This window comes from Micromonospora sp. NPDC023644, assembly GCF_040640115.1.
Classification (GTDB): Bacteria; Actinomycetota; Actinomycetes; order Mycobacteriales; family Micromonosporaceae; genus Micromonospora.
Genome location: NZ_JBFABA010000003.1, coordinates 257,933 through 281,711 on the forward strand (window position 1 = coordinate 257,933; position 23,779 = coordinate 281,711).

21 protein-coding genes are annotated in these 23,779 nt (G+C 74.7%); 10 read left to right on the forward strand and 11 right to left on the reverse strand.

The window, feature by feature from the left end; translation table 11 throughout:
• Nucleotides 1–319: 319 nt before the first annotated feature.
• Nucleotides 320–1,858 carry an LPXTG cell wall anchor domain-containing protein gene (locus AB0G08_RS04200; protein ID WP_358082819.1) on the reverse strand — a complete coding sequence of 513 codons (1,539 nt, stop codon included), beginning with the start codon at nt 1,856–1,858 and terminating at the stop codon, nt 320–322.
• Between the two features lie 180 nt (nt 1,859–2,038).
• Here AB0G08_RS04200 and AB0G08_RS04205 point away from each other — a divergent pair, with 180 nt between their 5' ends.
• Both AB0G08_RS04205 and AB0G08_RS04210 read left to right on the forward strand, forming a co-directional pair.
• Nucleotides 2,039–2,524, forward strand: coding sequence for a SigE family RNA polymerase sigma factor (locus tag AB0G08_RS04205; RefSeq protein WP_132235206.1), 486 nt, complete (start codon nt 2,039–2,041; stop codon nt 2,522–2,524).
• Nucleotides 2,521–3,573, forward strand: a complete 1,053-nt coding sequence (locus tag AB0G08_RS04210; protein ID WP_358082823.1) for an LCP family protein — start codon at nt 2,521–2,523, stop codon at nt 3,571–3,573. The genes AB0G08_RS04205 and AB0G08_RS04210 overlap by 4 nt, the downstream gene beginning before the upstream one ends.
• A gap of 45 nt (nt 3,574–3,618) precedes the next feature.
• On the opposite strand, the gene AB0G08_RS04215 is transcribed toward AB0G08_RS04210, so the two are convergent.
• Nucleotides 3,619–3,831 (reverse strand): hypothetical protein, encoded by a 213-nt coding sequence (locus AB0G08_RS04215; protein ID WP_357869898.1) that lies wholly within the window; start codon nt 3,829–3,831, stop codon nt 3,619–3,621.
• Between the two features lie 128 nt (nt 3,832–3,959).
• On the opposite strand from AB0G08_RS04215, the gene AB0G08_RS04220 reads away from it, so the two are divergent.
• A complete protein-coding gene (locus AB0G08_RS04220) occupies nt 3,960–4,343 on the forward strand; it encodes a phage holin family protein (RefSeq protein WP_357869896.1) in 384 nt (127 codons plus the stop codon).
• 152 nt (nt 4,344–4,495) lie between these two features.
• Complete coding sequence (gene fbaA / locus AB0G08_RS04225) at nt 4,496–5,521, forward strand: class II fructose-bisphosphate aldolase (RefSeq protein WP_357869893.1); 1,026 nt, start codon at nt 4,496–4,498, stop codon at nt 5,519–5,521.
• A 68-nt stretch (nt 5,522–5,589) separates the two neighbouring features.
• Here the strand turns inward: fbaA and AB0G08_RS04230 are convergent, their stop codons facing one another.
• A complete protein-coding gene (locus AB0G08_RS04230; RefSeq protein ID WP_358082825.1) occupies nt 5,590–6,855 on the reverse strand; it encodes a hypothetical protein in 1,266 nt (421 codons plus the stop codon).
• Between the two features lie 362 nt (nt 6,856–7,217).
• Here AB0G08_RS04230 and AB0G08_RS04235 point away from each other — a divergent pair, with 362 nt between their 5' ends.
• Complete coding sequence (locus AB0G08_RS04235) at nt 7,218–7,646, forward strand: DUF3151 domain-containing protein (RefSeq protein ID WP_357869887.1); 429 nt, start codon at nt 7,218–7,220, stop codon at nt 7,644–7,646.
• A gap of 109 nt (nt 7,647–7,755) precedes the next feature.
• Here the strand turns inward: AB0G08_RS04235 and AB0G08_RS04240 are convergent, their stop codons facing one another.
• Entirely contained in the window at nt 7,756–9,873 is a 2,118-nt protein-coding gene (locus tag AB0G08_RS04240; RefSeq protein WP_358082933.1) for a chromosome partitioning protein, read from the reverse strand.
• An 851-nt stretch (nt 9,874–10,724) separates the two neighbouring features.
• Entirely contained in the window at nt 10,725–11,783 is a 1,059-nt protein-coding gene (locus AB0G08_RS04245; RefSeq protein WP_358082828.1) for a hypothetical protein, read from the reverse strand.
• A 122-nt stretch (nt 11,784–11,905) separates the two neighbouring features.
• Between AB0G08_RS04245 and AB0G08_RS04250 the strand changes: the two genes are divergently transcribed.
• The 4 genes from AB0G08_RS04250 (at nt 11,906) to AB0G08_RS04265 (ending at nt 15,996) form a co-directional block, all read left to right on the forward strand.
• The gene (locus tag AB0G08_RS04250) at nt 11,906–13,195 is read left to right on the forward strand and encodes an adenylosuccinate synthase (RefSeq protein WP_358082831.1); all 1,290 of its coding nucleotides are present in this window, start codon (nt 11,906–11,908) and stop codon (nt 13,193–13,195) included.
• Nucleotides 13,196–13,329: 134 nt separating this feature from the next.
• The gene (gene purD, locus AB0G08_RS04255; RefSeq protein WP_358082834.1) at nt 13,330–14,577 is read left to right on the forward strand and encodes a phosphoribosylamine--glycine ligase; all 1,248 of its coding nucleotides are present in this window, start codon (nt 13,330–13,332) and stop codon (nt 14,575–14,577) included.
• 50 nt (nt 14,578–14,627) lie between these two features.
• Nucleotides 14,628–15,155, forward strand: a complete 528-nt coding sequence (locus AB0G08_RS04260; RefSeq protein ID WP_358082837.1) for a SigE family RNA polymerase sigma factor — start codon at nt 14,628–14,630, stop codon at nt 15,153–15,155.
• Entirely contained in the window at nt 15,148–15,996 is an 849-nt protein-coding gene (locus AB0G08_RS04265; protein WP_358082839.1) for a hypothetical protein, read from the forward strand. The genes AB0G08_RS04260 and AB0G08_RS04265 overlap by 8 nt, the downstream gene beginning before the upstream one ends.
• 9 nt (nt 15,997–16,005) lie before the next feature.
• On the opposite strand, the gene AB0G08_RS04270 is transcribed toward AB0G08_RS04265, so the two are convergent.
• The 4 genes from AB0G08_RS04270 to AB0G08_RS04285 form a co-directional block, all read right to left on the reverse strand.
• Nucleotides 16,006–17,370, reverse strand: a complete 1,365-nt coding sequence (locus AB0G08_RS04270; RefSeq protein ID WP_358082841.1) for an MFS transporter — start codon at nt 17,368–17,370, stop codon at nt 16,006–16,008.
• A 128-nt stretch (nt 17,371–17,498) separates the two neighbouring features.
• The gene (locus AB0G08_RS04275) at nt 17,499–19,061 is read right to left on the reverse strand and encodes an AMP-binding protein (RefSeq protein ID WP_358082844.1); all 1,563 of its coding nucleotides are present in this window, start codon (nt 19,059–19,061) and stop codon (nt 17,499–17,501) included.
• A 144-nt stretch (nt 19,062–19,205) separates the two neighbouring features.
• Nucleotides 19,206–20,420 (reverse strand): acyl-CoA dehydrogenase family protein, encoded by a 1,215-nt coding sequence (locus AB0G08_RS04280; protein WP_358082847.1) that lies wholly within the window; start codon nt 20,418–20,420, stop codon nt 19,206–19,208.
• Between the two features lies 1 nt (nt 20,421).
• Nucleotides 20,422–20,874, reverse strand: a complete 453-nt coding sequence (locus AB0G08_RS04285) for an SCP2 sterol-binding domain-containing protein (RefSeq protein WP_358082850.1) — start codon at nt 20,872–20,874, stop codon at nt 20,422–20,424.
• Nucleotides 20,875–20,941: 67 nt separating this feature from the next.
• On the opposite strand from AB0G08_RS04285, the gene AB0G08_RS04290 reads away from it, so the two are divergent.
• Nucleotides 20,942–21,586 carry a TetR/AcrR family transcriptional regulator gene (locus tag AB0G08_RS04290; RefSeq protein ID WP_358082853.1) on the forward strand — a complete coding sequence of 215 codons (645 nt, stop codon included), beginning with the start codon at nt 20,942–20,944 and terminating at the stop codon, nt 21,584–21,586.
• Between the two features lie 178 nt (nt 21,587–21,764).
• Here AB0G08_RS04290 and AB0G08_RS04295 read toward each other — a convergent pair whose 3' ends face one another.
• Complete coding sequence (locus tag AB0G08_RS04295; protein WP_358082856.1) at nt 21,765–22,379, reverse strand: DedA family protein; 615 nt, start codon at nt 22,377–22,379, stop codon at nt 21,765–21,767.
• A gap of 90 nt (nt 22,380–22,469) precedes the next feature.
• Nucleotides 22,470–23,771: an adenylosuccinate synthetase gene (locus AB0G08_RS04300; protein ID WP_358082858.1), complete on the reverse strand. Its 1,302-nt coding sequence runs from the start codon at nt 23,769–23,771 to the stop codon at nt 22,470–22,472.
• Nucleotides 23,772–23,779 lie beyond the last annotated feature (8 nt).

Genomic DNA, 23,779 nt, shown 5'->3' on the forward strand with positions numbered 1-23,779 from the left:
CATGGTCTCAGCCGCGTCGATCTTGCGTCGTCCCGTTTTCGCTCGTTCGTGGGTGGGGTTTCCGGGGGAGCCCCGCCCGCTCCGGGCGGTCAGGCTTGATCCCTGCGCGGGCGGGGCTCCCCCGGAAACCCGTCGTGGTTCCGGTCCGCCCGGCCGTGTCGGTCCCGGGCGGTGGGGGCGCGCCGTGCTGTCGGGGTGGGGCTTGGGTGGGGCGCGTGCCGGTTGGGTGGGCGTCTTGGGGTGGGTGTCTGGAGGGGCTTGGATGTGGCGGTGCCCCGCCGGCCGGGTGGTCGGCGGGGCACCGGTGGTGCGGGGTGGATCAGGCGACGAAGCGGGTCTTGCGGCGCTTGGTCACCACGTAGCCGCCGACGCCGGCGACGAGCAGCAGAGCGCCGATGCCGGCGATCAGGCCGGTGGACTCACCGGTGATCGGCAGGGTGCCACCGTCACCGTCACCGCCGCCCTGGCCGCCGGTCGCGTTCACCAGGATCTTGGCGGCGTCGTTGGTCGGGTCGAGATCCTTGACCACGGACTCGTCGTAGCCGGTGCGCAGCTTGACCTCACCGCTGTGGCTGCCGGCCTTGTCGATGCGCAGCTCGAAATCGAACTCCGCCTTCTTGCCCTTGCCGAGATGACCGTTCAGGAAACACCGGTAGACCGAGGCGCCGGGCTCGCCCGGCTCACCCTCGCCGCTGCCGTTGCTGACGCAGGTCTCCGGGGCGCGCACCGCGGTGACGCCCTTCGGCAGCGTGACGGTGGTCGAGACCCAGATCCCCTCGCTGCCGCCGGTGCCGACGGCGGCCGGGCCGTTGTTGACGTAACCGACCGTCACCGGGACGGTCTTGCCGACCTCGGCCTCCACCTTCGCCCCGAGCGCCGCCACGTCGGCTCGCTGGTCGCCGGTCACCTGGAGCTGGATCCAGGTCTCGTTGTCGTACGGGTTGACGTCGGTCTGCGCCGAACGACGCATGGCGCCGGACTTGAGTTCGAGCTTGCCGTCGGTGCCCTTCGGCCCGAGTTCGTCGGCCACGTCCACCTGGGACTTGAACTCCTCCCAGTCCGCCGGGGTGAACCAGATCGCGGCGCCGGCGTAGGTGTTCGGTGCCCAGGTGTCGGCCGGCACGGTGAAGCCGAAGCTGGGGTCGAGCCGGGCGGCCTCGTTCGGCTCGATGACGGTGTCGAACGTGCAGGCGAAGGCGTAGGCGTCGAACTCGCCGGTGGTGTACTCGCAGTTCTCGTACTTCTTGGCGGGGCTGAGCCCGTAGGCGCCGAAGACGAACAGCACCGCGCCGCGGGTGGCCGTCTCGCCCCGGTTCTCCACCTTGAGCGGGGCCTTGAGCGTGGCGCCGGGAGCACCCGACAGATCCAGGGACTCGGCGGCGGCGAGATCCACGCCCTCCCCGACGGCGACGGTCGAGCGGAAGCTGGCCGAGTCGGAGTCGGTGGAGGTGACGGTGAACTCCAGTTCACCCTTCTGGTCCGGCTTGGCGCCGTCCTTCGCGCGCACGTACAGCTCGACCATGTTCAGGTACGAGCCGTCGTCGTCGACGTCCTGGACCTTGCAGGTCAGGATCGCGCCGGACTCGGTGCAAGCGTCCTCGGGCCCGCTGTTCTGCACCTCGGCGAAACCGGCGACCTTGCTCCGGTCCACCTTGACCGTGTAGTCGCCGGGCCGCTCGGTGGTGAGGGCGAAGAGGGTGACCCACTTCTCCGTGCCGCCGGGGGCGACGATCACGTTGTTCGCGTAGAGATCAAGGTCCTCGGCCGGTGCGGCGGAGGCGGGGGAGGCGGAGGCGGCGACGAGCGCGCCTGCGACGCCCAGCCCGGCCAGCCAGCGCCGGGTGGAGTGCTTGAGCATGTGGGGGGGTTCCTCCCGTGGGAATGCCAGGAGTGGCCAGCGGATCCTAAGGACTCCTTAAGACACGCCGCTGCCCGGTCCGCCCCCGGCGACCGAACATCGACCGAACGGCTGACCAGGATCGCCGCAACGTTCCGGGCGTCCGCATCCGTCATCAGGAGCAGGAGCCCGGGAGGTGCAGTGACGTACGAGGAGTTCGCCGACTCACGGCTGGCCGCGCTGCTGCGGTACGCGGTCATGCTGACCGGCGACCCGCACCAGGCGCAGGACCTGGTCCAGGACACCATGGTCCGGGTCCAGCTCAACTGGCGTCGGGTGGCCCGTGCCGACTCGCCCGAGCGCTACGTCCGGCGGATGCTGACCAACCAGTACGTCGACTGGCGGCGAGGCTCCTGGATGCGCCGGGTGCTGCTGCGCGCCGAGCCCGACGACGCGGTGCCGGTGCCGGCCGACCACGCCCAGCACGCCGTGGAGCGGGACCAGGTCTGGTCCTGGCTGTCCCGGCTGCCGCGCCGGCAACGGGCCACGCTGGTGCTGCGCTACTACGAGGACCTGCCCGACGCGGAGATCGCCGACATCCTCGGCTGCGCCGTCGGGACGGTCCGCTCGTCCATCTCCCGCGCCCTGGCCACGCTGCGCGCCGAATACGTGGAGGCCCGATCGTGATCGAGGACGACCTGCGTGCCGCCTTCGCCCGGCACGAGACCCTGACCCCGCCGGCCGGCCCGCTGCGGTCCGCCATCGACCGGCTCGCGGCCGCCCGTCGCCGGCGCCGGCTGCGGCTGCGGGCCGGGGGTGCCGCGCTGGCCCTGCTCGGCGTGCTGGGGATCGGGGTACCGCAGCTCACGCCCGACCGGGTCGCCGAGGACGCCACCCTGCTCGCCGACCCCGCCGGGCCGGCGTCGACGGGCGCGCTGAACGTCCTGCTGCTCGGCGTGGACGGTGCGGCGGAACGTCCCTACCGGCTGGCGGACTCCGTCCTGCTGGTGCACATCCCGGCGGACCGCAGCCGGCCGTACCTCGTCTCGCTGCCCCGCGACCTGGCGGTGGCGATTCCCGGGCACGGGCCCGACAAGCTCAACGCCGCCTTCCTGTACGGCGCCGGCGAGCCCCGGCCCGACCTGAAGCGCGGCTACGAGCTGACCCGCCGGGTGGTCGCCGACCTGACCGGCGTACGCGTGGACGCCGGCGCGGTGCTCACCTACCCGGTGCTGCGCCGGCTCACCGACGAGGTCGACGGTGTGGAGGTCTGCCTGCCGCGCGAGGTGCGCTCCGCCCACACGGAGCGGGTCTTCCCGAGCGGCTGCCAGCGACTCGACGGCGCCGCCTCGGTCGACCTGCTGCGGCAGCGGCGGGGACTGCCCGAGGGCGGGCTCGACCGGGACCGGCACGCGCAGCTCTTCGCCGCCGGGCTGATCCGCCGGGCCGGCGAACAGGGGGTGCTGACCAACCCGGTCAGGCTCTCCGCCCTGGTCGACACCGTCGGCGCGGAACTGGTGGCGGGCCTGGCCGTCGTCGATCTGCTGAAGGTGCTCGCGGATCTGAAGTCCGTCGACCCGGTCGGGCTCAGCCTCCCGGTCGGGCCGCCGGACGACCTCGGCTGGCGGCTGCCACCGGATCCGAAGGAAGCCCCGGCGTTCCTCGCGGCGTTGCGGGAGGACCGGTTGGCGCAGTGGGCGGCGCAGCATCCGGACCGGGTCAACCGCACCCGCTGAGCGCGGGCCGGACGCCACCGAGGGTGCGTCCGGCCCGCGCCCGGCTCAGCGGTAGTCGTCCTCGTCGGCGGCGACCACCCGGGCCTGCTCCATCGCGTCCCAGTCGCCGACCTCCAGGCCGCGCTGCGGCTCGGCGTCGGCCTCGCCGGGGCCCACCACGGTGGCCTGCTCGACCGCGTCGGCCGGCTCCGCCTCCATGTCGCGCTCCTCGGGGCTGAGGTGGTCGCTGGGTGCGAAGTCCTCTTCGGGCTGACCCATATCAGTCCCTCCCGGGATCTCGGCGGACAGTTCCCCACACACCGTACGGGCTGCGCCCGCCTGCCGCCCGGAAGCCGAGTCGACCGAATCGCCCCACCGGCCGTCGCCCCCGGTGCCAGGATGGGGCCGTGGGCTTCCTGATCCGGTTGGCGATCACCGCCGTCGCGCTGTGGATCACCACGCTGATCGTGCCCGGGGTGGAGGTGAGCGGCCGGTCCGGCACCACCACCGCCCTCACGCTCGTCGTCGTGGCTCTGATCTTCGGCGTGGTGAACGCGGTGCTCAAGCCCCTGATCAGGGTGTTCGGCTGCGTCTTCTACCTGCTCACCCTCGGCCTCTTCGCGCTGGTGGTCAACGCCCTGCTGTTCCTGCTGACCGACCGGATCGCCCGGGCGCTGGACCTGCCGTTCCAGGTGGACGGTTTCTGGGCCGCGTTCTGGGGCGCCATCGTGATGGCCGTGGCGACCTGGCTGATCAGCGTCGTCGTGCCCGACAGGTGGGAAGGGCGGTGAGACGGTGGCCAGGGACCGGGCGCGTACCCGGGTCGGTTGTGCCCGCCCCGGTCTTCTACGGGATACTGCCGACGGTGGACAGCGCGGTCCGGCGCACCCAGGGACAACAGCGGCCGGTGACGGCCGAGAGCGGTAAGTAAGGAGCGTTCGACATGCCCATCGCTTCCCCCGAGACCTACGCGGAGATGCTGGACCGCGCCAAGGCCGGCCGGTACGCGTACCCCGCGATCAACGTGACGTCCTCGCAGACCCTGAACGCGGCGCTCAAGGGCTTCGCCGACGCGGAGAGCGACGGCATCATCCAGGTCTCGACCGGTGGTGCGGAATACCTCTCCGGCTCCTCCGTGAAGGACATGGTCACCGGCGCGGTGGCGTTCGCCGCGTACGCGCACGAGGTCGCCAAGAAGTACCCGGTCAACATCGCCCTGCACACCGACCACTGCCCGCAGGAGAAGCTGGACAAGTTCGTCCGGCCGCTCATGCGGATCTCCAAGGAGCGGGTGGCCGCCGGCCAGGAGCCGCTGTTCCAGTCGCACATGTGGGACGGCTCGGCCGTGCCGGTGGCGGAGAACCTGGAGATCGCGGCCGAGCTGCTCGACCGGGCCGCCGAGGCCAAGATCGTCCTCGAGATCGAGGTCGGCGTGGTCGGCGGCGAGGAGGACGGCGTCGAGAACGCCATCAACGACAAGCTCTACACCACCGTCGAGGACGGCCTGGCCATGGTCGAGGCGCTCGGCCTGGGCGAGAAGGGCCGCTACATGGCGGCGCTGACCTTCGGCAACGTGCACGGCGTCTACAAGCCGGGCAACGTCAAGCTCCGCCCGGAGATCCTGAACCAGATCCAGGAGGCGGTCGGCGCCAAGTACGGCAAGGAGAAGCCGCTCAGCCTGGTCTTCCACGGCGGTTCCGGCTCGCTGCTGTCGGAGATCCGCGAGGCGCTGGACTACGGCGTGGTGAAGATGAACATCGACACCGACACCCAGTACACCTTCACCCGGCCGGTCGCGGACCACATGTTCCGCAACTACGACGGCGTGCTCAAGGTGGACGGCGAGGTCGGCAGCAAGAAGCTCTACGACCCGCGGGTCTGGGGCAAGGCCGCCGAGGCCGGCATGGCCGCCCGCGTCGCGGAGGCCTGCGAGCACCTGCGCTCGACCGGCACCACGCTGGCCAAGTGACGCGCTGACGCGTACCGCCGACGGCCGGCTCCCCGCGCGGGGGCCGGCCGTCGGCGTGTCCGGAGCCGTCAGGGCGTCGCGGTGAGCACCCGGACGGCCTCGTGGACGTCGTCGGTGAGGTGCACGGTGGCCGACAGGTCGCCGAACGGCGAGGCGCCCAGCAGCGGCCGCAGCAGCGACTCCACCGGGAGCTCGTCGGTCCAGTACGCGCGGTCCAGGAAGACGTACGCGCCGCTGGCCCCGTCGGTGCCGTAGTACGTCTTGGTGGCGGCCTGGAACACCTCCTGCACCGTGCCCGCCCGCCCCGGGGCGAAGACGATCCCGCCGCGGGCCAGCCGCAGGATGGTGTCCTCCCGGATGGCGTTGGAGAAGTACTTGGCGATCCGGCCGGCGAAGAGGTTCGCCGGCTCGTGCCCGTACAGCCAGGTCGGGATGGCCAGCCCGCCGGCGCGGGCCCAGCCCACGTCGCCGCCGGCCAGCGCGGCCGAGTCGGCGCGGGACACGCTGCCGGGATCGGCGGCCCGGGGCCGGGGCGGCACCACCGGCTGGCCGTAGAGCTCCCGGACCCGCAGCGCCGCCGCCGTGTAGCGGTCGTGGTCGGTGAAGTCCGGCGCCCCGGCGAGCAGCTCGATCGCGGCGTCCAGGTCCTCGACCGGCCGCAGCGCGAGGTAGGCGCCGAGGTTGGCGGCCTCCATCACCCCGGGGCCGCCGCCGGTCACCACCAGCCGGTCGGCCCGGGCCAGCTCCCAGCCCAGCACCGCCGCCATCCGGTACGGCGCGCTGCCGCGCGCCACCGCGTGCCCGCCCATGATGCCGACCACCGACTGCGGCCCGTGGGTGGACAGCCAGGCGCGCGTGGCGTCGGCCAGCGCGTTGTCCACGCCGTGGTCGTGCAGCCGCTGGCCGAGCGCCTCCCGGACGTCCGGCAGCGCCCCACCGTGCGCCCGGAAGTGCTCGTAGACCCGGGTGTCGTACATCCCGGCGAACCCGCCCTCGGCGAAGCCGGCGGCCAGCTCCTCCGGGGTGTAGAGGTGGGACGGCTGGGTCGGATAGGGCAGCCCGGAGAATGGCGGCACCACGTTCGCGCCGCGCCGGACCAGGTCGGCGCCGACCTCGCGGGAGGCGAAGCGGCACCCCACGAAGAGGGTGCCGGTCACCTCGACGGCGGTGAGGTCGGGGACGGGGTCGAGGTCGAGCCGCAGCCCCTGCACGGTCAGCCCGACCAGGCTGCCGGTGGTCAGCCGCCGGTCGAACTCGGCGCGGGTCTCGATCTCGTCGGTGCAGATGTGCGGCTCGATGATGTCCGCGGGAGGTGGGGTCGGCACCCTGGCCATCCTGCCCCGCAGGGTCAACCGGCCAAACCTGCGCAGCCCTTCCGCGCCCCGCCGACCGGGCCCGAGTCGCCCGACCCGACGCCGACGCCGCGTGTGTGGGGGCGCGCTGGTGCTCGCCGTCGACACCGGCATCGTGGATCCGTGCGGCGCCCCCGGCCTGCGCGGGAACGACGGAAGCCCGGCGGCCGTGGCCACCGGGCTTCCGCGGTACCGGGTCCTGGGGAGGCTCCCGACCAATAGTTGTAGTCGAAAGTATCGGCCGGGGGCATGGGCCGCAGGCGTGACCAACTCCTCAGCCGTTCAGCCAGTCGGCTCGCCCAACCCCCTCGCGCGCCCCGGTGCGAAGCGGGTTGAATGGGGCGATGCAGAACCTGTTGCCGGAACCACCGGCCACTCTCCTCCCCGCGCACGACGAGGCCGACGCCGCCCTGGCCGCCGCCGAGCAGGCCGGCAGCGACGAGGCGTACGCCGAGGTGGCGGCGCGCTTCCCGACCTACAGCGCCGGCTGGGGTGCGCTGGCCGCGCGGGCTCTCGCCGCCGGCCAGGTCATTCCGGCGTACGCCTACGCGCGCACCGGCTACCACCGGGGCCTGGACCAGCTGCGCCGCAGCGGCTGGAAGGGATTCGGTCCGGTGCCGTGGTCCCACGAGCCGAACCAGGGCTTCCTGCGCTGCCTCTACGTGCTCTCCCGGGCCGCCGACGAGATCGGCGAGGCGGACGAGGCGGCCCGCTGCGCCCAGTTCCTCCGCGACTGCGACCCGGCCGCCGCGGACGCGCTGGCCAGCAACTGACGTCCGAGCCGACGGCCGGCCGGGCACCCGTCCGGCCCGGCCGTCGGCTCGTCTCAGCCCTCGCGTCCGGCCCGCCGGGCGGCGTCACCCGGCGGGCACCGGCGGCGCCCTACAGCCCCTCCGCGACGGAGGCGGCGATCTTCAGCCACGCGTCCCGGGTGGCCGCGGAGAGCCCTCCGTACCGGATCGGCTCGCCCGTGTCGATGAGGCGCTCGTACGGCGCGAGCAGCACCGTCCGGGTGCGGGCCGCGAAGTGCTCCTGGATCGCGGGCAGGTCGATCTCCTTGCGCGACGGCGGCATGGAAACCACGGTGACCGCCTGCCGGACCAGCCGCTGCCGGCCGCTCTGCTCCAGGTGGTCCAGCATCCGGGCGGCCGTCTCCGCCGAGTCGTTCCGCGCCGACATGGTGACCACCAGTTGGTCGGTGGCGTCCATTGCGGCCTGCCAGTTCTGGGCCCGGACGTTGTTGCCCGTGTCCACGAAGATCAGCTTGTAGAACCGGCTGACCACCTCGCGGATCTCGGCGAAGGCGGCGGCGGTGAGCATCTCGCCCCCGGTGGCCGACTCGTCCGAGGCGAGGACGTCGAACATCCCCTCGCCCTGCGAGCGGACGTACTGCGACAGGTCGCCCACCCGCCCGTGCGCGCCCTGGAACTGGCCCAGGTCGCGCAGCATGTCCCGCACCGTACGGGAGTGGAAGTCCTGCTGGGCGCGCATTCCGAGGGTGCCCTGGGTCTCGTTGTTGTCCCAGGCCAGCACGTAGCCGCCGCGCTTCTGGCCGAACGTCATCGCCAGCAGCAGGATGGCCACCGTCTTGCCGGCGCCACCCTTCGGGTTCACCACGGTCACCTGGCGCAGCCCGCCGAAGTTGCGGCGCACCGTCTCGATGTCCCGCCGCAACTCCTGCTCGTGCCGCCCCGGCGGCAGGCGCAGCCCCATCCGGTTGGCCACCGCCCGTACGCCCATCGTGGCCACCGGGTCGGCGGGCCGGACCTGCCGGCGGCGGGCGAAGTCCTCGGCCGTCGGCGGATCGGTGATCGCCGGGCGCCAGTTCGGGTCGGGCTGCGCCGGCGGCACCGCGGTGACCCCCTCCGCCGGTTGGTACGCCTGCTGCGGGGCGGCGGCCCCCGGCGCGGCCTGCTGCCAGGGCGGCGGATGCCAGCCGGGCGGGTACGGGCCGGGCGGCGCACCCTGCTGCGGCAGGTACGGGCCGGCCTGCTGCGGCGGATAGGGCCCGGGCGGACCGCCCTGCTGCGACGGGTACGGGCCGCCCTGCTGCGGCGGATAGGGCCCGGGCGGCGCGGACTGCTGCGACGCCGCCGGGTCGCCCCCGAAGTCCTGCTGGGCCGCCCCCGGACCGGCCCCGAGGCCCTGCTGCGACGCCGCCGGACCGGCCGCGAAGCCGTGCTGGGGCGCCGCCGGACCGGCCGCGAGGCCCTGCTGGGCCGCCGGGTCGGGCGCGAAGCCCTGCTGGGGCGCCGCCGGGTCGGGCCCGAGACCGACCGACGCGCCCTGCCCAGCCTGGGCCTGCGGGATCGGGCCCTGGGGCGCACCCGCCCGGGCCGGTGCCTGCTGGGGCGGGTTCTGCCCGGCCGCCCCCTGCGGGGTCGGGCTCTGGGCGGCCGGGCCCTGCGGGATCGGGCCGTGGTCCGCCGGGACCCGCAGGGGCGGTTGCTGATGGTGGAGGGCCTGTCGGGGGACGGCGCCCTGGTGCGTGGGCGCCGGGTCGGACGCGCCCGCCCCCGGCCCCGGCTCGACGGCCGCCGCGGCGGGTCGCTGCGGCGGCTGCGCCCACGGCGACTCCGCCGGCATCCGCGCCCCGCCGCCGTGAGCCGGACCGCCGCTCGTCACCGCGCCGCCGGCACCCCCGTTCGCGGAACCGCCGGCACCCCCGTTCGCGGTCCCGCCGGCACCCCCGTTCGCGGTCCCGCCGGCACCCCCGTTCGCGGTCCCGCCGGCACTGCCGTTCGTCGGGCCGCCGTTCGTCGGGCCGCCGGTCTCGTGCCCGCCCGTCGTCGGGCCGTCGTTCGTTTGACGTCCGGTCTCGTGCCCGCCGTTCGTCGGGCCGCCGTTCGCCGGGTCGCCGGTCTCGTGCCTGCCCGTCGTCGGTCCGTCGGCCGTCGAGGTGTCGCCGGTCGGGGCAGGGCCGCCGGTCCCGACCGGTCCGCCCGGGCCGGCGGCCGGGTCGTGGGGCGACGGCCGGCCACCGGGAAAGGCGCCGGCCACGGGGGTAGCCGAGGCATCCTCCCGCCGCCCGGAGAAACCCTCAGCGGGCTCGCCTGGACCTGCGGCGCGCCGGGCGGTGGCCACGGAGTGCGCGGACGCGACCGGAACGGGTGCTGCCGGCTGGTCGAGGCTGAAGGGCATGTCGAGGTCGACCCGGGCGGGGCCGGTCTGCGGAGGTCGGGGAGCGGGTACGCCGCCCCCGGCGGCTGACGGCGGGCCGCCGCCCAGCCCGACCGCCGTGCGGTCGCCGGCAGGGCTGGGGGCAGGCGGACCGGCCGCGCCCGGGCCGGGGCCCGGCGGGACGGTCGGGTTCGTGGGGGCGTTCGGGGTGGCCGGTGGGGTCTGCGCGACGGGTGCCGGCGGCGCCCAGGCCGAGGCGTCCGGCTCCCAGCCGGAGGTCGCGGCCGGTGGGGGCCCGGAGGCCGTGGCCGGTGCGGCTCCCGTGACCGCACCCGGCGGGGGCCCCGAGGCCGTGGCCGGCGGGGGCGACCAGCCGGTGTCCGCGACCTGCGGTGCGGTCGTTCCCGCGCCGGGGAGCGGCACCCCGCCGGTCAGGGACGGGTAGTCGGCCGGCGAGGGCGGGTGCCCCGGCCGGCCCTGGGGCGGGACGAAGGACGAGGGCGAGGCGGTCGACGCCCAGGGCGGTGTGTCGGTGCCGCCGATCTGGTCCGGCGGCCAGAGTGGTTCGATGTCCCGCTCCGGCGTGGGCTGCTGGCCGGGCGCGTGGACCCGGTCGACGTTCTCGTCCACCACGGTTCCTCCCCATTCCTCCTGCCGAGGATAGGCCCAGTGGCCGCGCCCGGCCGGCCGTCGCGGGCCGGTCGCGTCGGCCGCGCCGGGGACGGGCGAGGTCAGCTCGCCCAGACCGCCCAGGCGCCCGGTTCGGTCCACCAGGACCGCTTCCGGCTCAGCTCGCCCTCGGCCCCGTCGTCGAGGAACGGGACCTTCCCCTCGCGCGGCAGCACGGCCACGGCCCGTCCTCGGGCGCGTCGTACCTCCAGCCGCACCCGCTTCCTGCCCAACGCGGAGCGGGTCACCACGGGAACGGCCACCGCCACCTCGACCAGCCCGTCCGTCGGGTCGGGGTTGCCGAGCAGGGCCACGTCGTCGAGCCGGGCGTAGCCGCCCGCGTTACCGATCGCGCAGGCCAGCAGCGGGTCGTCGCCGTTCGAGAGCACGGCGTCGTCCACCTCCACCCGACCGCGCCAGTGCAGCGGCCGCCCGTTGTCGTCGGCCGCGCCGAGGAGCGCGCCGTCCAGCGTCACCGAGCCACCGTCGTTGCGCAGCAGGTCGAGCCGGCGGGGCGTGCCGTCCAGCACCGCGGCGGCCACCGCAGCCGGGTCGCGGGGCAGCCCGAGCTGCGCCGCCAGGTCACGGTGCGTCGTGCTCCGCGCCGGATCGAGCGGGAGTACGCCGATCGGCGGCAGGTCCGGCACCGTCCGGTTGCCGGGCAGGTCGTCGGGGCGGCGGCTGGGCGGTGGGGCGTACCGCCGGACGAGCCGGCGCACGACGGCGCGCAGCTGGGCGTCGCTGGCCGAGGCGACCACGAGCCGGGCCTTGGAGTCCGGGTCGGGCCAGGTGAGGCCGTCCGGGCGGGGCGGGCCGTCGAACCGGGCCAGCACCTCGTCGATCTCGGCGTCCGAGCGGGCGGTGACCGCCTCGACCCGGGCGCCCCGGGCGGTGAGCGCGTCCGCGCAGGCCAGCACCGGCACCCGGGGGGTGTCGCAGCGCCCGTCGGCCGTCGCGCCGTCGGCGGGGGCGCAGGCGTCGGCCGTCGCGCCGTCGGTCGCGCAGGCGTCGGCCGGGCCGGCCCCCTCCTGAGGCGCCGCGCCGCAGCAGCCGCCGCTGCCGCAGGCCCCGCCGGGCGCGTCGCGCTCCGAGCCGAGGGTGAGCAGCACCACGTCGTACACGGAAAGGCCTCCTGCCTCCCGACGCGACCCCTGCCGGCCGCGCCGCCACTACTTGTTAGCCTGACACCCCGGGCTCGCTGACCGGTCGCCACCTGGCACCCGAGCCTTCTGGAGGCGAGAAGATGCCAGCGATCGTGCTCCTCGGTGCCCAGTGGGGCGACGAGGGCAAGGGCAAGGTTACCGACCTGCTGGGTGAGCGGGTCGACTACGTCGTGCGCTACTCCGGCGGCAACAACGCCGGCCACACGGTGATCACCCCCGACGGCCAGAAGTACGCGCTGCACCTGATGCCGTCGGGTGCGCTCTCACCGAGCGCGATGATCGTCATCGGCAACGGCGTGGTGGTCGACCCGAAGGTGCTGCTTGCCGAGATCGACGGGCTCGCCGAGCGCGGGGTCGACGTCAGCCGGCTGCGGATCTCCGGCGACGCGCACCTGATCATGCCGCACCACCGGGCCCTCGACCGGGTCGTCGAGCGCTACCTCGGCAGCTCCCGGATCGGCACCACCGGCCGGGGCATCGGCCCCGCGTACGGGGACAAGGTCGCCCGGATGGGCATCCGGCTGCAGGACCTGCTCGACCCGGGCATCCTGCGCAAGAAGCTGGAACTGGCGCTGCGCGAGAAGAACCAGCTCCTGTTCAAGATCTACAACCGCAAGGCGATCGACGTCGAAGAGACCGTCGAGGAATACCTGCGGTACGCGGAGCGGCTCAAGCCGTACATCGCCGAGACCCGGGTCATGCTCTGGGACGCGCTGGACCGCGGCGAGACGGTCCTGCTGGAGGGCGCCCAGGCCACCATGCTCGACATGGACCACGGCACGTACCCCTTCGTGACCTCGTCGAACCCGACGGCCGGCGGGGCCTGCGTCGGCGCCGGCATCCCGCCGACGGCGATCAGCAAGGTGATCGCGGTCAGCAAGGCGTACACGACGCGGGTCGGCAGCGGGCCGTTCCCGACGGAGCTCTTCGACGACAACGGCCAGCACCTGCGCAAGATCGGCCACGAGTACGGCACCACCACCGGCCGGGAGCGCCGCTGCGGCTGGTTCGACGCCGTCGTCGCCCGGTACGCGTGCCGACTCAACGGCGTCACCGACCTGGTGGTCACCAAGCTCGACGTGCTCACCGGCCTGCCGAAGGTGCCGATCTGCGTCGGGTACGAGATCAACGGCGAGCGCTTCGACGACATGCCGATGACCCAGACCGACTTCCACCACGCGACTCCGATCTACGAGGAGCTCGACGGCTGGTGGGAGGACATCACCAAGGCGCGGACCGAGGACGAGCTCCCGGAGAACGCGCGCCGCTACATCGCCCGCATCGAGGAACTCTGCGGCACCCGCGTCAGCGTCGTCGGCGTGGGCCCGGGCCGCGAAGAAAACGTCCTCCGCCACCCCCTCCTCCCCTAACTAACCCCCACCCCCCTCCCCCTCCCCCCGGCGACCTGCGCGTTGATCATGAGGTTGGCGGCGAAGTTGATCGCTGCCGGTGCCGCCAACCTCATGATCAACGGGGGTCGGGAGGGGGTCAGTAGGATGCGGTCGTGCGGGTTCTTCTTCTTGGTGGTGGAGGGCGGGAGCATGCGCTCGCGCTCGGGTTGGCTGCGGATCCGGCCGTCGAGCAGTTGGTCGCGGCGCCTGGGAATCCCGGGATCGCCTCGGTCGCCTCGCTGCGGGCGGTGGATCCCTGCGATCCGGCGGCCGTCGCCGCGCTGGCGGTGGAGACCGGGGCCGACCTGGTGGTGATCGGGCCGGAGGCGCCGCTGGTGGCCGGGGTCGCCGACGCCGTACGCGCCAAGGGGATCCCCGCGTTCGGGCCGTCCGCCCAGGCGGCCCGGCTGGAGGGTTCGAAGGCGTTCGCCAAGGACGTGATGACCGCCGCCGGCGTGCCGACCGCCCGCGCGTACACCTGCACGGACGCCGAGAGCACAGGCAGGGCGCTGGACGAGTTCGGCGCGCCGTACGTGGTGAAGAACGACGGGCTCGCCGCCGGCAAGGGCGTCGTGGTGACCGACGACCGCGCCGCCGCGCTGCGGCACGCCGAGGAGTGCGGTCGGGTCGTCGTCGAGGAGTACCTGGCCGGCCCGGAGGTCTCCCTCTTCGTGGTCACCGACGGCGAGGCGGCGGTGCCGCTGCTGCCGGCCCAGGACTTCAAGCGGGTCGGCGACGGCGACACCGGCCCGAACACCGGCGGCATGGGGGCGTACGCGCCGCTGCCCTGGACGCCGGCCGGTCTGGTCGACGAGGTCATGCGCGACGTCGTCCACCCGACCCTGGCGGAGCTGGCCCGGCGGGGCACCCCGTTCGCGGGCCTGCTCTACGTCGGGCTGGCGATGACGGCCGACGGCCCCCGTGTGATCGAGTTCAACGCCCGCTTCGGCGACCCGGAGACGCAGGTGGTGCTGGCGCTGCTGGAGACCCCGCTGGCCGGGCTGCTGCACGCCGCCGCGACCGGCACGCTGGCCGCGCACCCGCCGCTGCGCTGGCGCGACGGTGCCGCCGTCACGGTGGTGGTCGCCGCCGAGGGCTACCCGGCCGCCCCGCGCACCGGCGACGTGATCACCGGGGCCGAGGGGCCGGGCATCATCCACTCCGGCACCCGCCGGGACGCCGACGGGACGCTGCGCTCCGCCGGTGGCCGGGTCCTCTGCGCCACCGCCACCGGTGCCGACCTGCCCGCCGCCCGGGACGCCGCGTACGCGCTGGTGGGCGCCGTCGAGCTGGCCGGCGCGCACCACCGTACCGACATCGCCTCCGCCGCCGTCGAGGGCCGGATCAGCATTCCGGGCTGACCGGGCAACCTCCACCCGCCTCGCCTCCGTTTGAGCGGTGAGGCGAGGAGGTGGCGGGATTGCCTGCCGACATCGAGGGCTACCGCGAGTACGTCGGGGCGCGGCTGGAACCGCTGCGCCGCACGGCGTACCTGCTCTGTGGCGACTGGCACACGGCCGACGACCTGGTGTCGACGGCGCTGGTCAAGCTGCTGCGGCACTGGCGGCGCGTGTCGCGGATGGACAGCCCTGACGCGTACGTCCGGCGTGCCCTGCTGCGGGTCTGGCTCGACGAGCGGCGCCGGCCGTGGCGGCGCGAGGCCGCCTGGGCGGAGGTGCCCGATGCCGCCGTCCGGTCCGCCACCGACAATGCCGCGGACCGGCTGACCATCCTCGCCCTGCTGGCGGAGCTGCCGCCGCGCCGCCGCGCGGTCCTGGTGCTGCGCTACTTCTGCGACCTGTCCGTGGAGGAGACCGCCCGGGAACTCGGCTGCACCACCGGCACCGTCAAGAGCCAGTCGGCGCGCGCGATCGAGGCGCTGCGGAGCCGCCTCGTGGGCGTGCCGGCCCGAGCCGAGGAGGCACGCACCGATGGATGAACTCGCCCGGCAGATGCGCAGTGCGGTGGCGTCGCCGCCGCCCACCCGGATCGACGTGGACCGGCTGATCACCGACGACCGGCAGCGCCGCCGCCATCGGGCGTGGATGGTGGCGGGCACCGGGGTCGCCGCGGTGGTCGCCGCGGTCGCGGTGACACCGGCGCTGCTCGTCGGCCCGGCCGCCGGACCGGGTGGGCTCACCCTGCCGGCCGGTGGCGGCTCGCCGTCCGCCGACCCGTCGCTCTGCCCGGTGGTGGAACCGGAGCCCAGCGGCCCGCCGGCGCCCCAGCAGTCGTACGACACGGTGCGTGCCCGGCCGACCGAACGCCCCGACGCCGGCGTCGCCCGGCTGACCCTCGTGCTGCGCCCGGCGCTGGCGGCCGTCGTGCCGGCGGGGCTGTCGGTCGACGGCGCGATCCCGGGCTGCGACCTGGTGCAGTTCACCTACGAGAAGAGCCACTGGCACTACTACGCCCACGCCCGGCTGCGCGGCAACGGCCGGGTCGACAACGTGACGGTGCGGCTGGTCCCGACGACGGCCGACGCGCCCGGCGGGTGCGCCAGCGCACCCGACCCCCGCACCTGCACGAGCAGCCGACTGCCGGACGGTGGCACCCTCGCCACCAGCACGGTCACCCCGGGCAAGGAGGGCTTCGAGCAGCGCTGGGCGCAGGTGCGACGGCCCGACGGCACGACCGTGACGGTGACGACGGACAACCACCACATCGAGGGCGGGGGGAACGGTGCGACGCCGGCGATCCGGTTCGGTCCGCCGCCGGTGCTCACCGTGGCGCAGTTGACGGCCATCGCCACCACGCCCGGGCTGACGCTCCATCCCTGACGCGGAAGGTCAGCCCCGAACGGGCGTGTCCCGGTGCGCGGCGGGCGTCCACAGGCCGTCGACCCGGACGCGCCCCTGTACTCGGGGCGCGTCCCGGTTCGTGGCGGAGGCGTACTGCCCGTTGAGCGGGACGGGCTCCTCCACCCGGTTCGCCGGGCCACCGGGCGGGGCGGGCGGATAGCGGGGCGGCTCGTCCAGCGCCCGCAGCGCCGGCAGCGGGGCGGCGGTCAGGGTCGCCGCCAGCAGCGCCCCGGCCAGCACCAGGAACGCGGTACGCAGCCCGAGCCACTCCACCAGCGGTCCGGCGAGCAGGTAGCCGGCCGGGCCGGCCGCGTACGCGAACGAGGTCATCACCCCGACCACGCGCCCGCGCAGTCTCTCCGGCGTGCGGGTCTGCATGGCGTAGTTGGACAGCGGGTTGACCGGCCCGTACGCGAGCCCGATCGCGACGGCGAAGCCGATCATGGCCGGGTACGGCGGCAGGGTGGCCAGCCCGACGAGGGCCACCCCGATGACGACGAGGGCGATCACCATCAGGGTGCGGCGGCGGATCCGCCGGCCCGCCGCGCCGGAGGCGAGCGCCCCGACGACCCCGCCGGCGCTCATCGACATGAGCAGCGCGCCGAGTCGGGCCGGTTCCCCCTGTGCGACGAACCACGCCGGCAGCAGCACGCCCTCGACCGGCAGGTAGAGCGCGGCCAGCACCATCGAGAGCAGCGCGATGGTCCGCAGCAGCCGGTCCCGCCAGACGAACCGCAGCCCCTCGACGGTGCCGCGCCACAGCCCGGCCGGGGGGCGTTCGGGGCGGCCGGCCCCGGGCAGCCGGACGGCGGCGATCATCGCGACGGCCAGGGCGAATCCGGCGGCGGTGACCCAGAGCGTCGAGCCGGGGCCGATCGCGGCGATGAGCACGCCGCCGACGCCGGGCCCGATCAGGAAGGCGAGCCCCCAGACCGCCTCGTGCACCCCGTTGGCGCGTTCGAGCCGCCAGCCGGCGGCCTGCGCGGCGGCCGGCAGCAGCGTCTCCCGGGCGGTCAGGCCGGCCGGGTCGAACACCGCGCCGAGCACGGCCAGCGCCACGAGCCAGCCGAGGTTCAGCCCGAGCAGCGCGTCGACCACCGGGATCGCGGCGACGGAGACGGCGGAGAGCGTGTCGGAGACCAGCGCCGTACGCCGCCGGCCGAGCAGGTCCACGAGGGTGCCGGAGAAGAGGCCGGACAGCAGCAGCGGCAGGGCGGTGGCCGCCGCGACCACGCCGGCCGCGGTGGCGCTGCCGGTGCGTTCCAGCACCAGCCAGGGCAGGGCCACGTTGGCCACCCCGTTGCCGGTGTTGGAGAGCAGCGTCGCCGCCTCGACCAGCAGCAGCGGTGCCATCCGTGGTGCTGGCTGGCGGTGGCGGGCATGGTGGCGGTGACGGGCACGGCGGCGGGGTCCGGAGCCGATCATTGTGCCGCCAGCCTAGGCGCGGCGGGGCATCCGGGCAGTAACGGCCGGGGAACGGGTCAGCCGTGCTGGCGGCGCAGCTCGCGGGTCAGCACCTTGCCGGTGGCGTTGCGGGGCAGGTGCTCCACGAAGACCACGTCCCGGGGTACGGAGAACCGGGCCAGCTGGTGCCGGACGTACTCGCGGACCGCCTCCGGGTCGAGCGTCTCGCCGGGGTGCAGGGCGAGGAACGCGGCGAGCCGCTGGCCGTACCGCGGGTCGGGTACGCCGATCACGGCGGCCTCGCGTACCTGCGGCAGCCGGGCGAGCAGGTCCTCCACCTCGGACGGGAAGACGTTCTCCCCGCCCGAGACGATCATGTCGTCGGCCCGGCCGTCGACGAAGAGCAGCCCGTCGGCGTCGAGCCGCCCCAGGTCGCCCGTGTCGAGCAGGCCGCCGCGATGTTCCCGGGTGGCCCCGGAGGTGTAGCCCTCGAAGAGCATCTCGTTGCCGACGAAGATCCGCCCGACCCGCCCGGCCGGCACCGGCTCGCCGGCCGCGTCGAGGATCTCCAGCCGGGTGCCGTGCGGCGGACGGCCGGCGGTGGTGGGCGCCGCGCGCAGCTCGGCGGGGCCGGCGATGGACGCCCAGGAGACCTCGGTGGAGCCGTAGAGGTTGTGCAGCACGTCGCCGTAGACGTCCATGAACCTGAGGGCGAGGCCGCCCGGCAGCGCGGAGCCGCTGGCCGCGACCACCTTCAGCGGGGGACGGGGGTCCGGCGGCGGCACCTCCAGCAGCCGTTGCAGCATCACCGGTACGGCGAAGAGGGCGTCGCAGCGCTGTGCCACCAGGGCGGCGAGCGTGGCGGCCGGGTCGAAGCGGCGGTGCAACACGACCGTGGCGCGCAGGGCGAAGCAGACCTGGAGGGCCGCGTACCCCCAGGTGTGGAAGAGCGGCGCGGCGATCATGACGGTGTCCCGGGCGTGCAGCGGGATGCGGTCGATGATGGAGACCAGCGGGCCGAACCCGTTCGGCGTGGGGCGTCGGGCGCCCTTGGGGGCGCCGGTGGTGCCGGACGTGAGCACGATGGTCCGGCCGTCGCGCTCCGGGGGGCGCAGCTCGCCGGGCGGCGCGCCGACGACGAGTTCCTCCCGGGCGCGCTCGTCGAGCCGCCGCACCTCGGCGGGGAGGCTGGCGACCCGGTCGGCGAACTCGGCGTCGTGCACCAGCGCCCGCAGCCGCTGCTCCTGCGCCACGGTGGCGAGCTGCGCCGCGGAGAGCCCGGTGTTGACCAGCACCGCGTCCGCGCCGAGCAGGGTGGCGGCCACGATCGTCTCGACCAGGCCGTGGTGGTTGCGGCAGAGCACGCCGACCCGCTCCCCGGCCCGCACCCCGAGCACCGCCCGCATCCCCCGGGCCAGCCGCTCGGCCCGGTCGAGCAGTTCGGCGTACGTCAGCCTGGCGCCCTGCTCGTCGACGACGGCCGCCCGGTCCGGGTCGCGGGCGGCGGCCTGGCGCAGCTCGCCGGCGATGTTCCAGCCCCACCTGCGCAGCGCCTGGAGCTGGGCGGCGACGCGGATCGGGTGGCCGGGGGTGAGTAGCCCCCGTCGGGTCAGGGTGGCGACGACGAACGGCAGGTCCATGACGCGGCCTCCTCGTGCGGTGCGCGAGGGGCCTCCGGGGCCGGGGCCCCTCGCGGACGATCTGGAGATCGGGCGCCCCAGGGGTACGGGCGCGGCGGACGTGCTGCCGGTCGGGGCCTGTGCGGCGGCCCCACCGGCGGTCGGTCAGCGGATCTGGACGCCGGAGATGGCCCGGGAGATGACCAGCCGCTGGATCTCGGAGGTGCCCTCGAAGATGGTGTAGATCTTGGCGTCCCGGTACCAGCGCTCGACCGGGTGGTCGCGCAGGAAACCGGCCCCGCCGAGCAGTTGCAGGGCCTGCCCGGTGACGGAGACGGCCACCTCGCCGGCCTTCAGCTTGGACATCGAGCCCTCGCCGGCCGTGAAGGGCCGGTTGTTGCGGCCCATCCAGGACGCCCGCCAGACCAGCAGCCGGGCGGCGTCGATCTCCATCTTCATGTCGGCCAGCGCGAACGCGACCGCCTGGTTCTCGATGATCGGGCGCCCGAACTGGACCCGCTCCTTCGCGTAGTCCAGGGCGTACTCGTAGGCGGCCCGGGCCACGCCCAGCGCCTGCGCGCCGACGGTGGGCCGGGAGAGCTCGAAGGTGCGCATCGCGGCCTGGCCCGAGGCGCGCTTGCCGGAGCGGGCCCGGTCGAGCCGTTCGAGCAGGGCGTCCCGGCCGCCGAGCAGGCAGCGCCCCGGCACGCGTACGTCGTCGAGGAAGACGTCGGCGGTGTGCGACGCGCGCAGGCCCAGCTTGCGCAGCTTGCGGGTCGCGGTCAGGCCGGCGGTGCCCGGCGGTACGACGAACGCCGCCTGCCCGCGGGAGCCGAGCGACGCATCGACCGAGGCGGTGACCACGTGCACCCCGGCGATCCCGCCGTTCGTGGCGTACGCCTTCTGGCCGCTCAGCACCCACTCGTCGGTGGCCTCGTCGTAGACGGCCCGGGTGCGCATCGCGCCGACGTCGGAACCGGCCTCGGGCTCGGTGGTGCAGAACGCGGCGACGGCCGGCTCGTCGACGGTGCCGAAGCACTGCGGCACCCATTCGACCAGCTGGTCGGGGGTGCCGGCGCCGTAGATGGCGGCCACCGCGAGGGAGGTGCCGAAGATGCCCAGCCCGATGCCGGCGTCACCCCAGAAGAGTTCCTCGCTGGCGATCGGGAGGGAGAGGCCGGTGGGGTCGGCCCAGCAGGTGGCGAGGAACTCGAAGCCGTACAGGCCGACCTTGGCCGCCTCCTGGATGATCGGCCAGGGAGTCTCCTCCCGGGCGTCCCACTCGGCCGCGGCCGGGCGCACGACCTCGGCGGCGAAGCCGTGCACCCAGTCGCGCAGATCCCGCTGTTCCTCGTTCAGGTCGAGCGAGAACTCGGCCATGTCAGGCCTTGGGGATGTCGAACAGGTTGGCGATGTTGGCGGCCAGGCCCAGGTCGCCCTTGGCCTTGAGCTTGCCGGTCATGAACATCATGACGGGGTTCGCGCCACCGGAAACGATCTTCAGGAACTCGACCGGGCCCATGGTGAGGCTGAGCTTCGGGTCGTGCTGCGGGGTCTCGTTGACGGTGCACTTGCCGTCGGCGATGGCCACCTCGTAGGTGTCGGTGCCACCGTCGGGACGGCCGGTGATGTTCCAGTGGATGACCGCGTTGGTCGAGCCGGCCCGGTCGGCGCGGAAGAGCTGCGGCATCCGGCCGAAGACCTCGCCGAGGATCTTGCCGCGCAGGTCGCCGGACATCACCTCGGCGATCTTGTCGTCCGGGGTGGACTTGACCAGCTGGGCGAACTCCTTGGGGCCGACGTTCGCGAAGTTGGCCGGGTCGAAGTCAGTCATGGGGCTGCACCTTCCGGGTATTGGCTACTCGTGCGTAACCTTACGGGCGAGTAGGTATGCTCGCAAGGTGTCCACCCCACCCACCTTCAAGCGCCTCCCCCGCGCCGTACGCGAGCAGCAGATGCTCGACGCGGCCGTGAAAGTGTTCTCCCGCAGGGGGTTTCACGCCGCCAGCATGGACGAGATCGCCGTGGACGCCGGCATCTCCAAGCCCATGGTCTACGCGTACCTCGGCACGAAGGAAGAACTCTTCGTCGCCTGCCTGCACCGGGAGGGCACCCGGATGATGCAGGCCATCGCCGGGGCGGCGGCCCCCGACCTGCCGGCCGACGAGCGGCTCTGGCGGGGGCTGCGCGCGTTCTTCGGCTTCGTCGGGGCGCACCGGGACGGCTGGGCGGTGCTCTACCGGCAGGCCCGGGGCGAGCAGCCCTTCGCCGGCGAGCTGGCCGGCATGCGGGCCCGGCTGGTCGAGGTGGTCGCCGGGATGCTCGACCACGCCCTGCGCGCCCAGGGCCGCGAGGCCGGCGAGACCGACCTGGAGGTCGTCGCGTACGCCCTGGTGGGGGCGACCGAGTCGCTGGCGGACTGGCTCGCGGACCACCCGGAGGCGGACCCGGAGAAGACCGCCACCCGGATGATGAACGTGGCCTGGCTGGGGGCCGGGCAGCTGCTGGCCGGCGTCACCTGGCACCCACGGATCACCCCCTCCTGACCCGCTCGCCCTGTCCGCTGCGGCGGACATCCGCGCGGCAGCAGTCGCACGGGTGGAACGCCATGGTCGTCAAAGACGACCCGAGACAGCCGTGGCGTTCCACCCGTCGCGCGGTTCGGCGGCGGGTGTGGCGTGTCCCGTCGCCCGGTTCCGCGGTGGGCTGTGACCGTCGCCCGGTTCAGCCGCCGGGTGTGGCGTGGCCCCTGCGGTGGCGCAGCCAGCGGAACGACTCCAGCAGGAGGGTGATCGCCAGCGACAGGCCCACCCCGGCGAGGATGCCCTTGATCGGGTCGCGCTCGAAGGCCAGCCCGCCGAAGTAGCCGAGCAGGGCGCAGTAGAGCGCCCAGCTCACCGCCGCGACGGCGTCGAAGAGCAGGAACGAGCGGAGCGGGTAGCGGACCGCGCCCATGGTGAGGGTGACTGCCGTGCGGCCACCGGGGACGTACCGGGCGGTGGTGAGGATCAGCCCGCCGCGTCGGTGCACCGCCCGCCGGGCCCACTCCGAGCTGGCCCGGCGCCGGCTGTCCGCGGGGAAACGGGCGAGCCGGTTCGCGCCGCCGCCGCGCCCGATGGCGTACGAGACGTGGTCGCCGGCGCAGGCGCCCAGCGCGGCGGCGACAATCACCGCCACCAGGCTGGGGTTGCCGCCGGTGGCGAGCACGGCGGCGGTGATCACGGCCGCCTCGCCGGGTACGGCGGGGAAGAACGCGTCGACCGCGGTGAGCCCGAAGATCAGCAGGTACACCCACGGCGAGGTGACCAGCTGTCGGAGCAGGTCGAGCACGGACTCCATGCCTCCCATGCTCGCGGGGCGCGACCCGCCCGGTGGCAGAGTCGCCGGATCACCCGCACCTCGCCGGGGAGCCCCCGGGACGACCCGCCGTCACGCCGACACCGGGGCAGCCGGCCCGGCCGGAACCGCCGACGCCCGGGAGGCGGGGGCCGGCGGGGCGAGGAGCGGGCCGTGCGGGGTCTTGTCGCCGGCGGTGGGGCCGTGCGAGGTCAGCACCACCGGCGCGCCGAGTTCCCGGGCCACCGCCGACGCCCAGTCCGGCGGCGGGGCGTCGTACACGGGCCGGGAGCGCAGCAGACGGTCGGTGAGCGCGGCCTGCCGGTCCAGGTCGCCCGGCGGGCCCGGGGTGAGCCGGTCGGTGGTGTCGTAGCGGCGGCAGATCCGCAGCGCGGGGCCGGCGAGGTCGAGGTGGGTCAGCGCCAGGCCGTCGACCCCGCCGGCCGCGGCGAGGGCGTACCGGTGGGCGACCGCGTCGAAGTGGCCGAACCGGAACCGCCCCTGCCACGGGTTGGTCGGGTTGTGCGGGTCGGCCAGCGGCAGGGCCCGGTCCTCGGTCACCAGCGGGCCCGGCCCGTGTCGGGTGGTGACCACCCGGAGCACCCCGATGCGGGTGGCACCGCCGGGCAGGCCCGCCTCGGCGAGCAGGCTGTCGGCGTTGGCGAAGGTGGTGGTGCTCCACGTCGTGTACGGGTGGAAGCCGTGCCACTCGTCGAGCAGCACCCCCTGCGCGCCCTCGAAGACGCAGGTGCCGGCGCGCAGCGCCCCGGCCAGCCAGCTCCGGTCGACGATCGCGACCCGCCTGGCGAACCCGGTGAACGCGGGCAGGCAGTCGGCGACGGGCGGCGCGTCCAGCGGGCCCAGCTCGGCGGTGAGCCGGTCCCGCAGGGCGGTCAGCCGGCGGCGCAGCAGCGCCGGGGTGCGGCAGTCGGCCACCCGGGGCGCCTCGTCGGGGTGGGCGAGACCGTACGCGACGGCCTCACCCACCCCGAGCCCGCAGGAGCCGTGCCGGTCGGCTCCCCGGGCGATCTCCCGGGCCCGGTTCGCGGCCCGGTGGTACGGGGTGGCCAGCAGCGCCTCCCCGTCGACGGTCAACCGGTCGAGCGCGTCCGGCACCCCGACCGAGGCGAGATGGTCGGCCTCGGCGGCCAGCGCCAGCGGGTCCACCACCACGTGCCGCGACAGGTGCGTACGGACGCCGGGGTGGAAGGTCCCGGCCCCGAACTGCGCGAACGTGTGGTGCCGCCCGTCGCCCAGCACGACGTTGTGCGCCGCCTGCGCGCCCCCGTTGAAGCGGACCACCGTCTGCACGGGCCGGGTGGCGCAGAGCCAGTCCACGACCGTGCCCTTGCCGGCGTCGCCGAAGCCGAGGTCGACCACCGCCACGTGGCTCATCGCCGGGT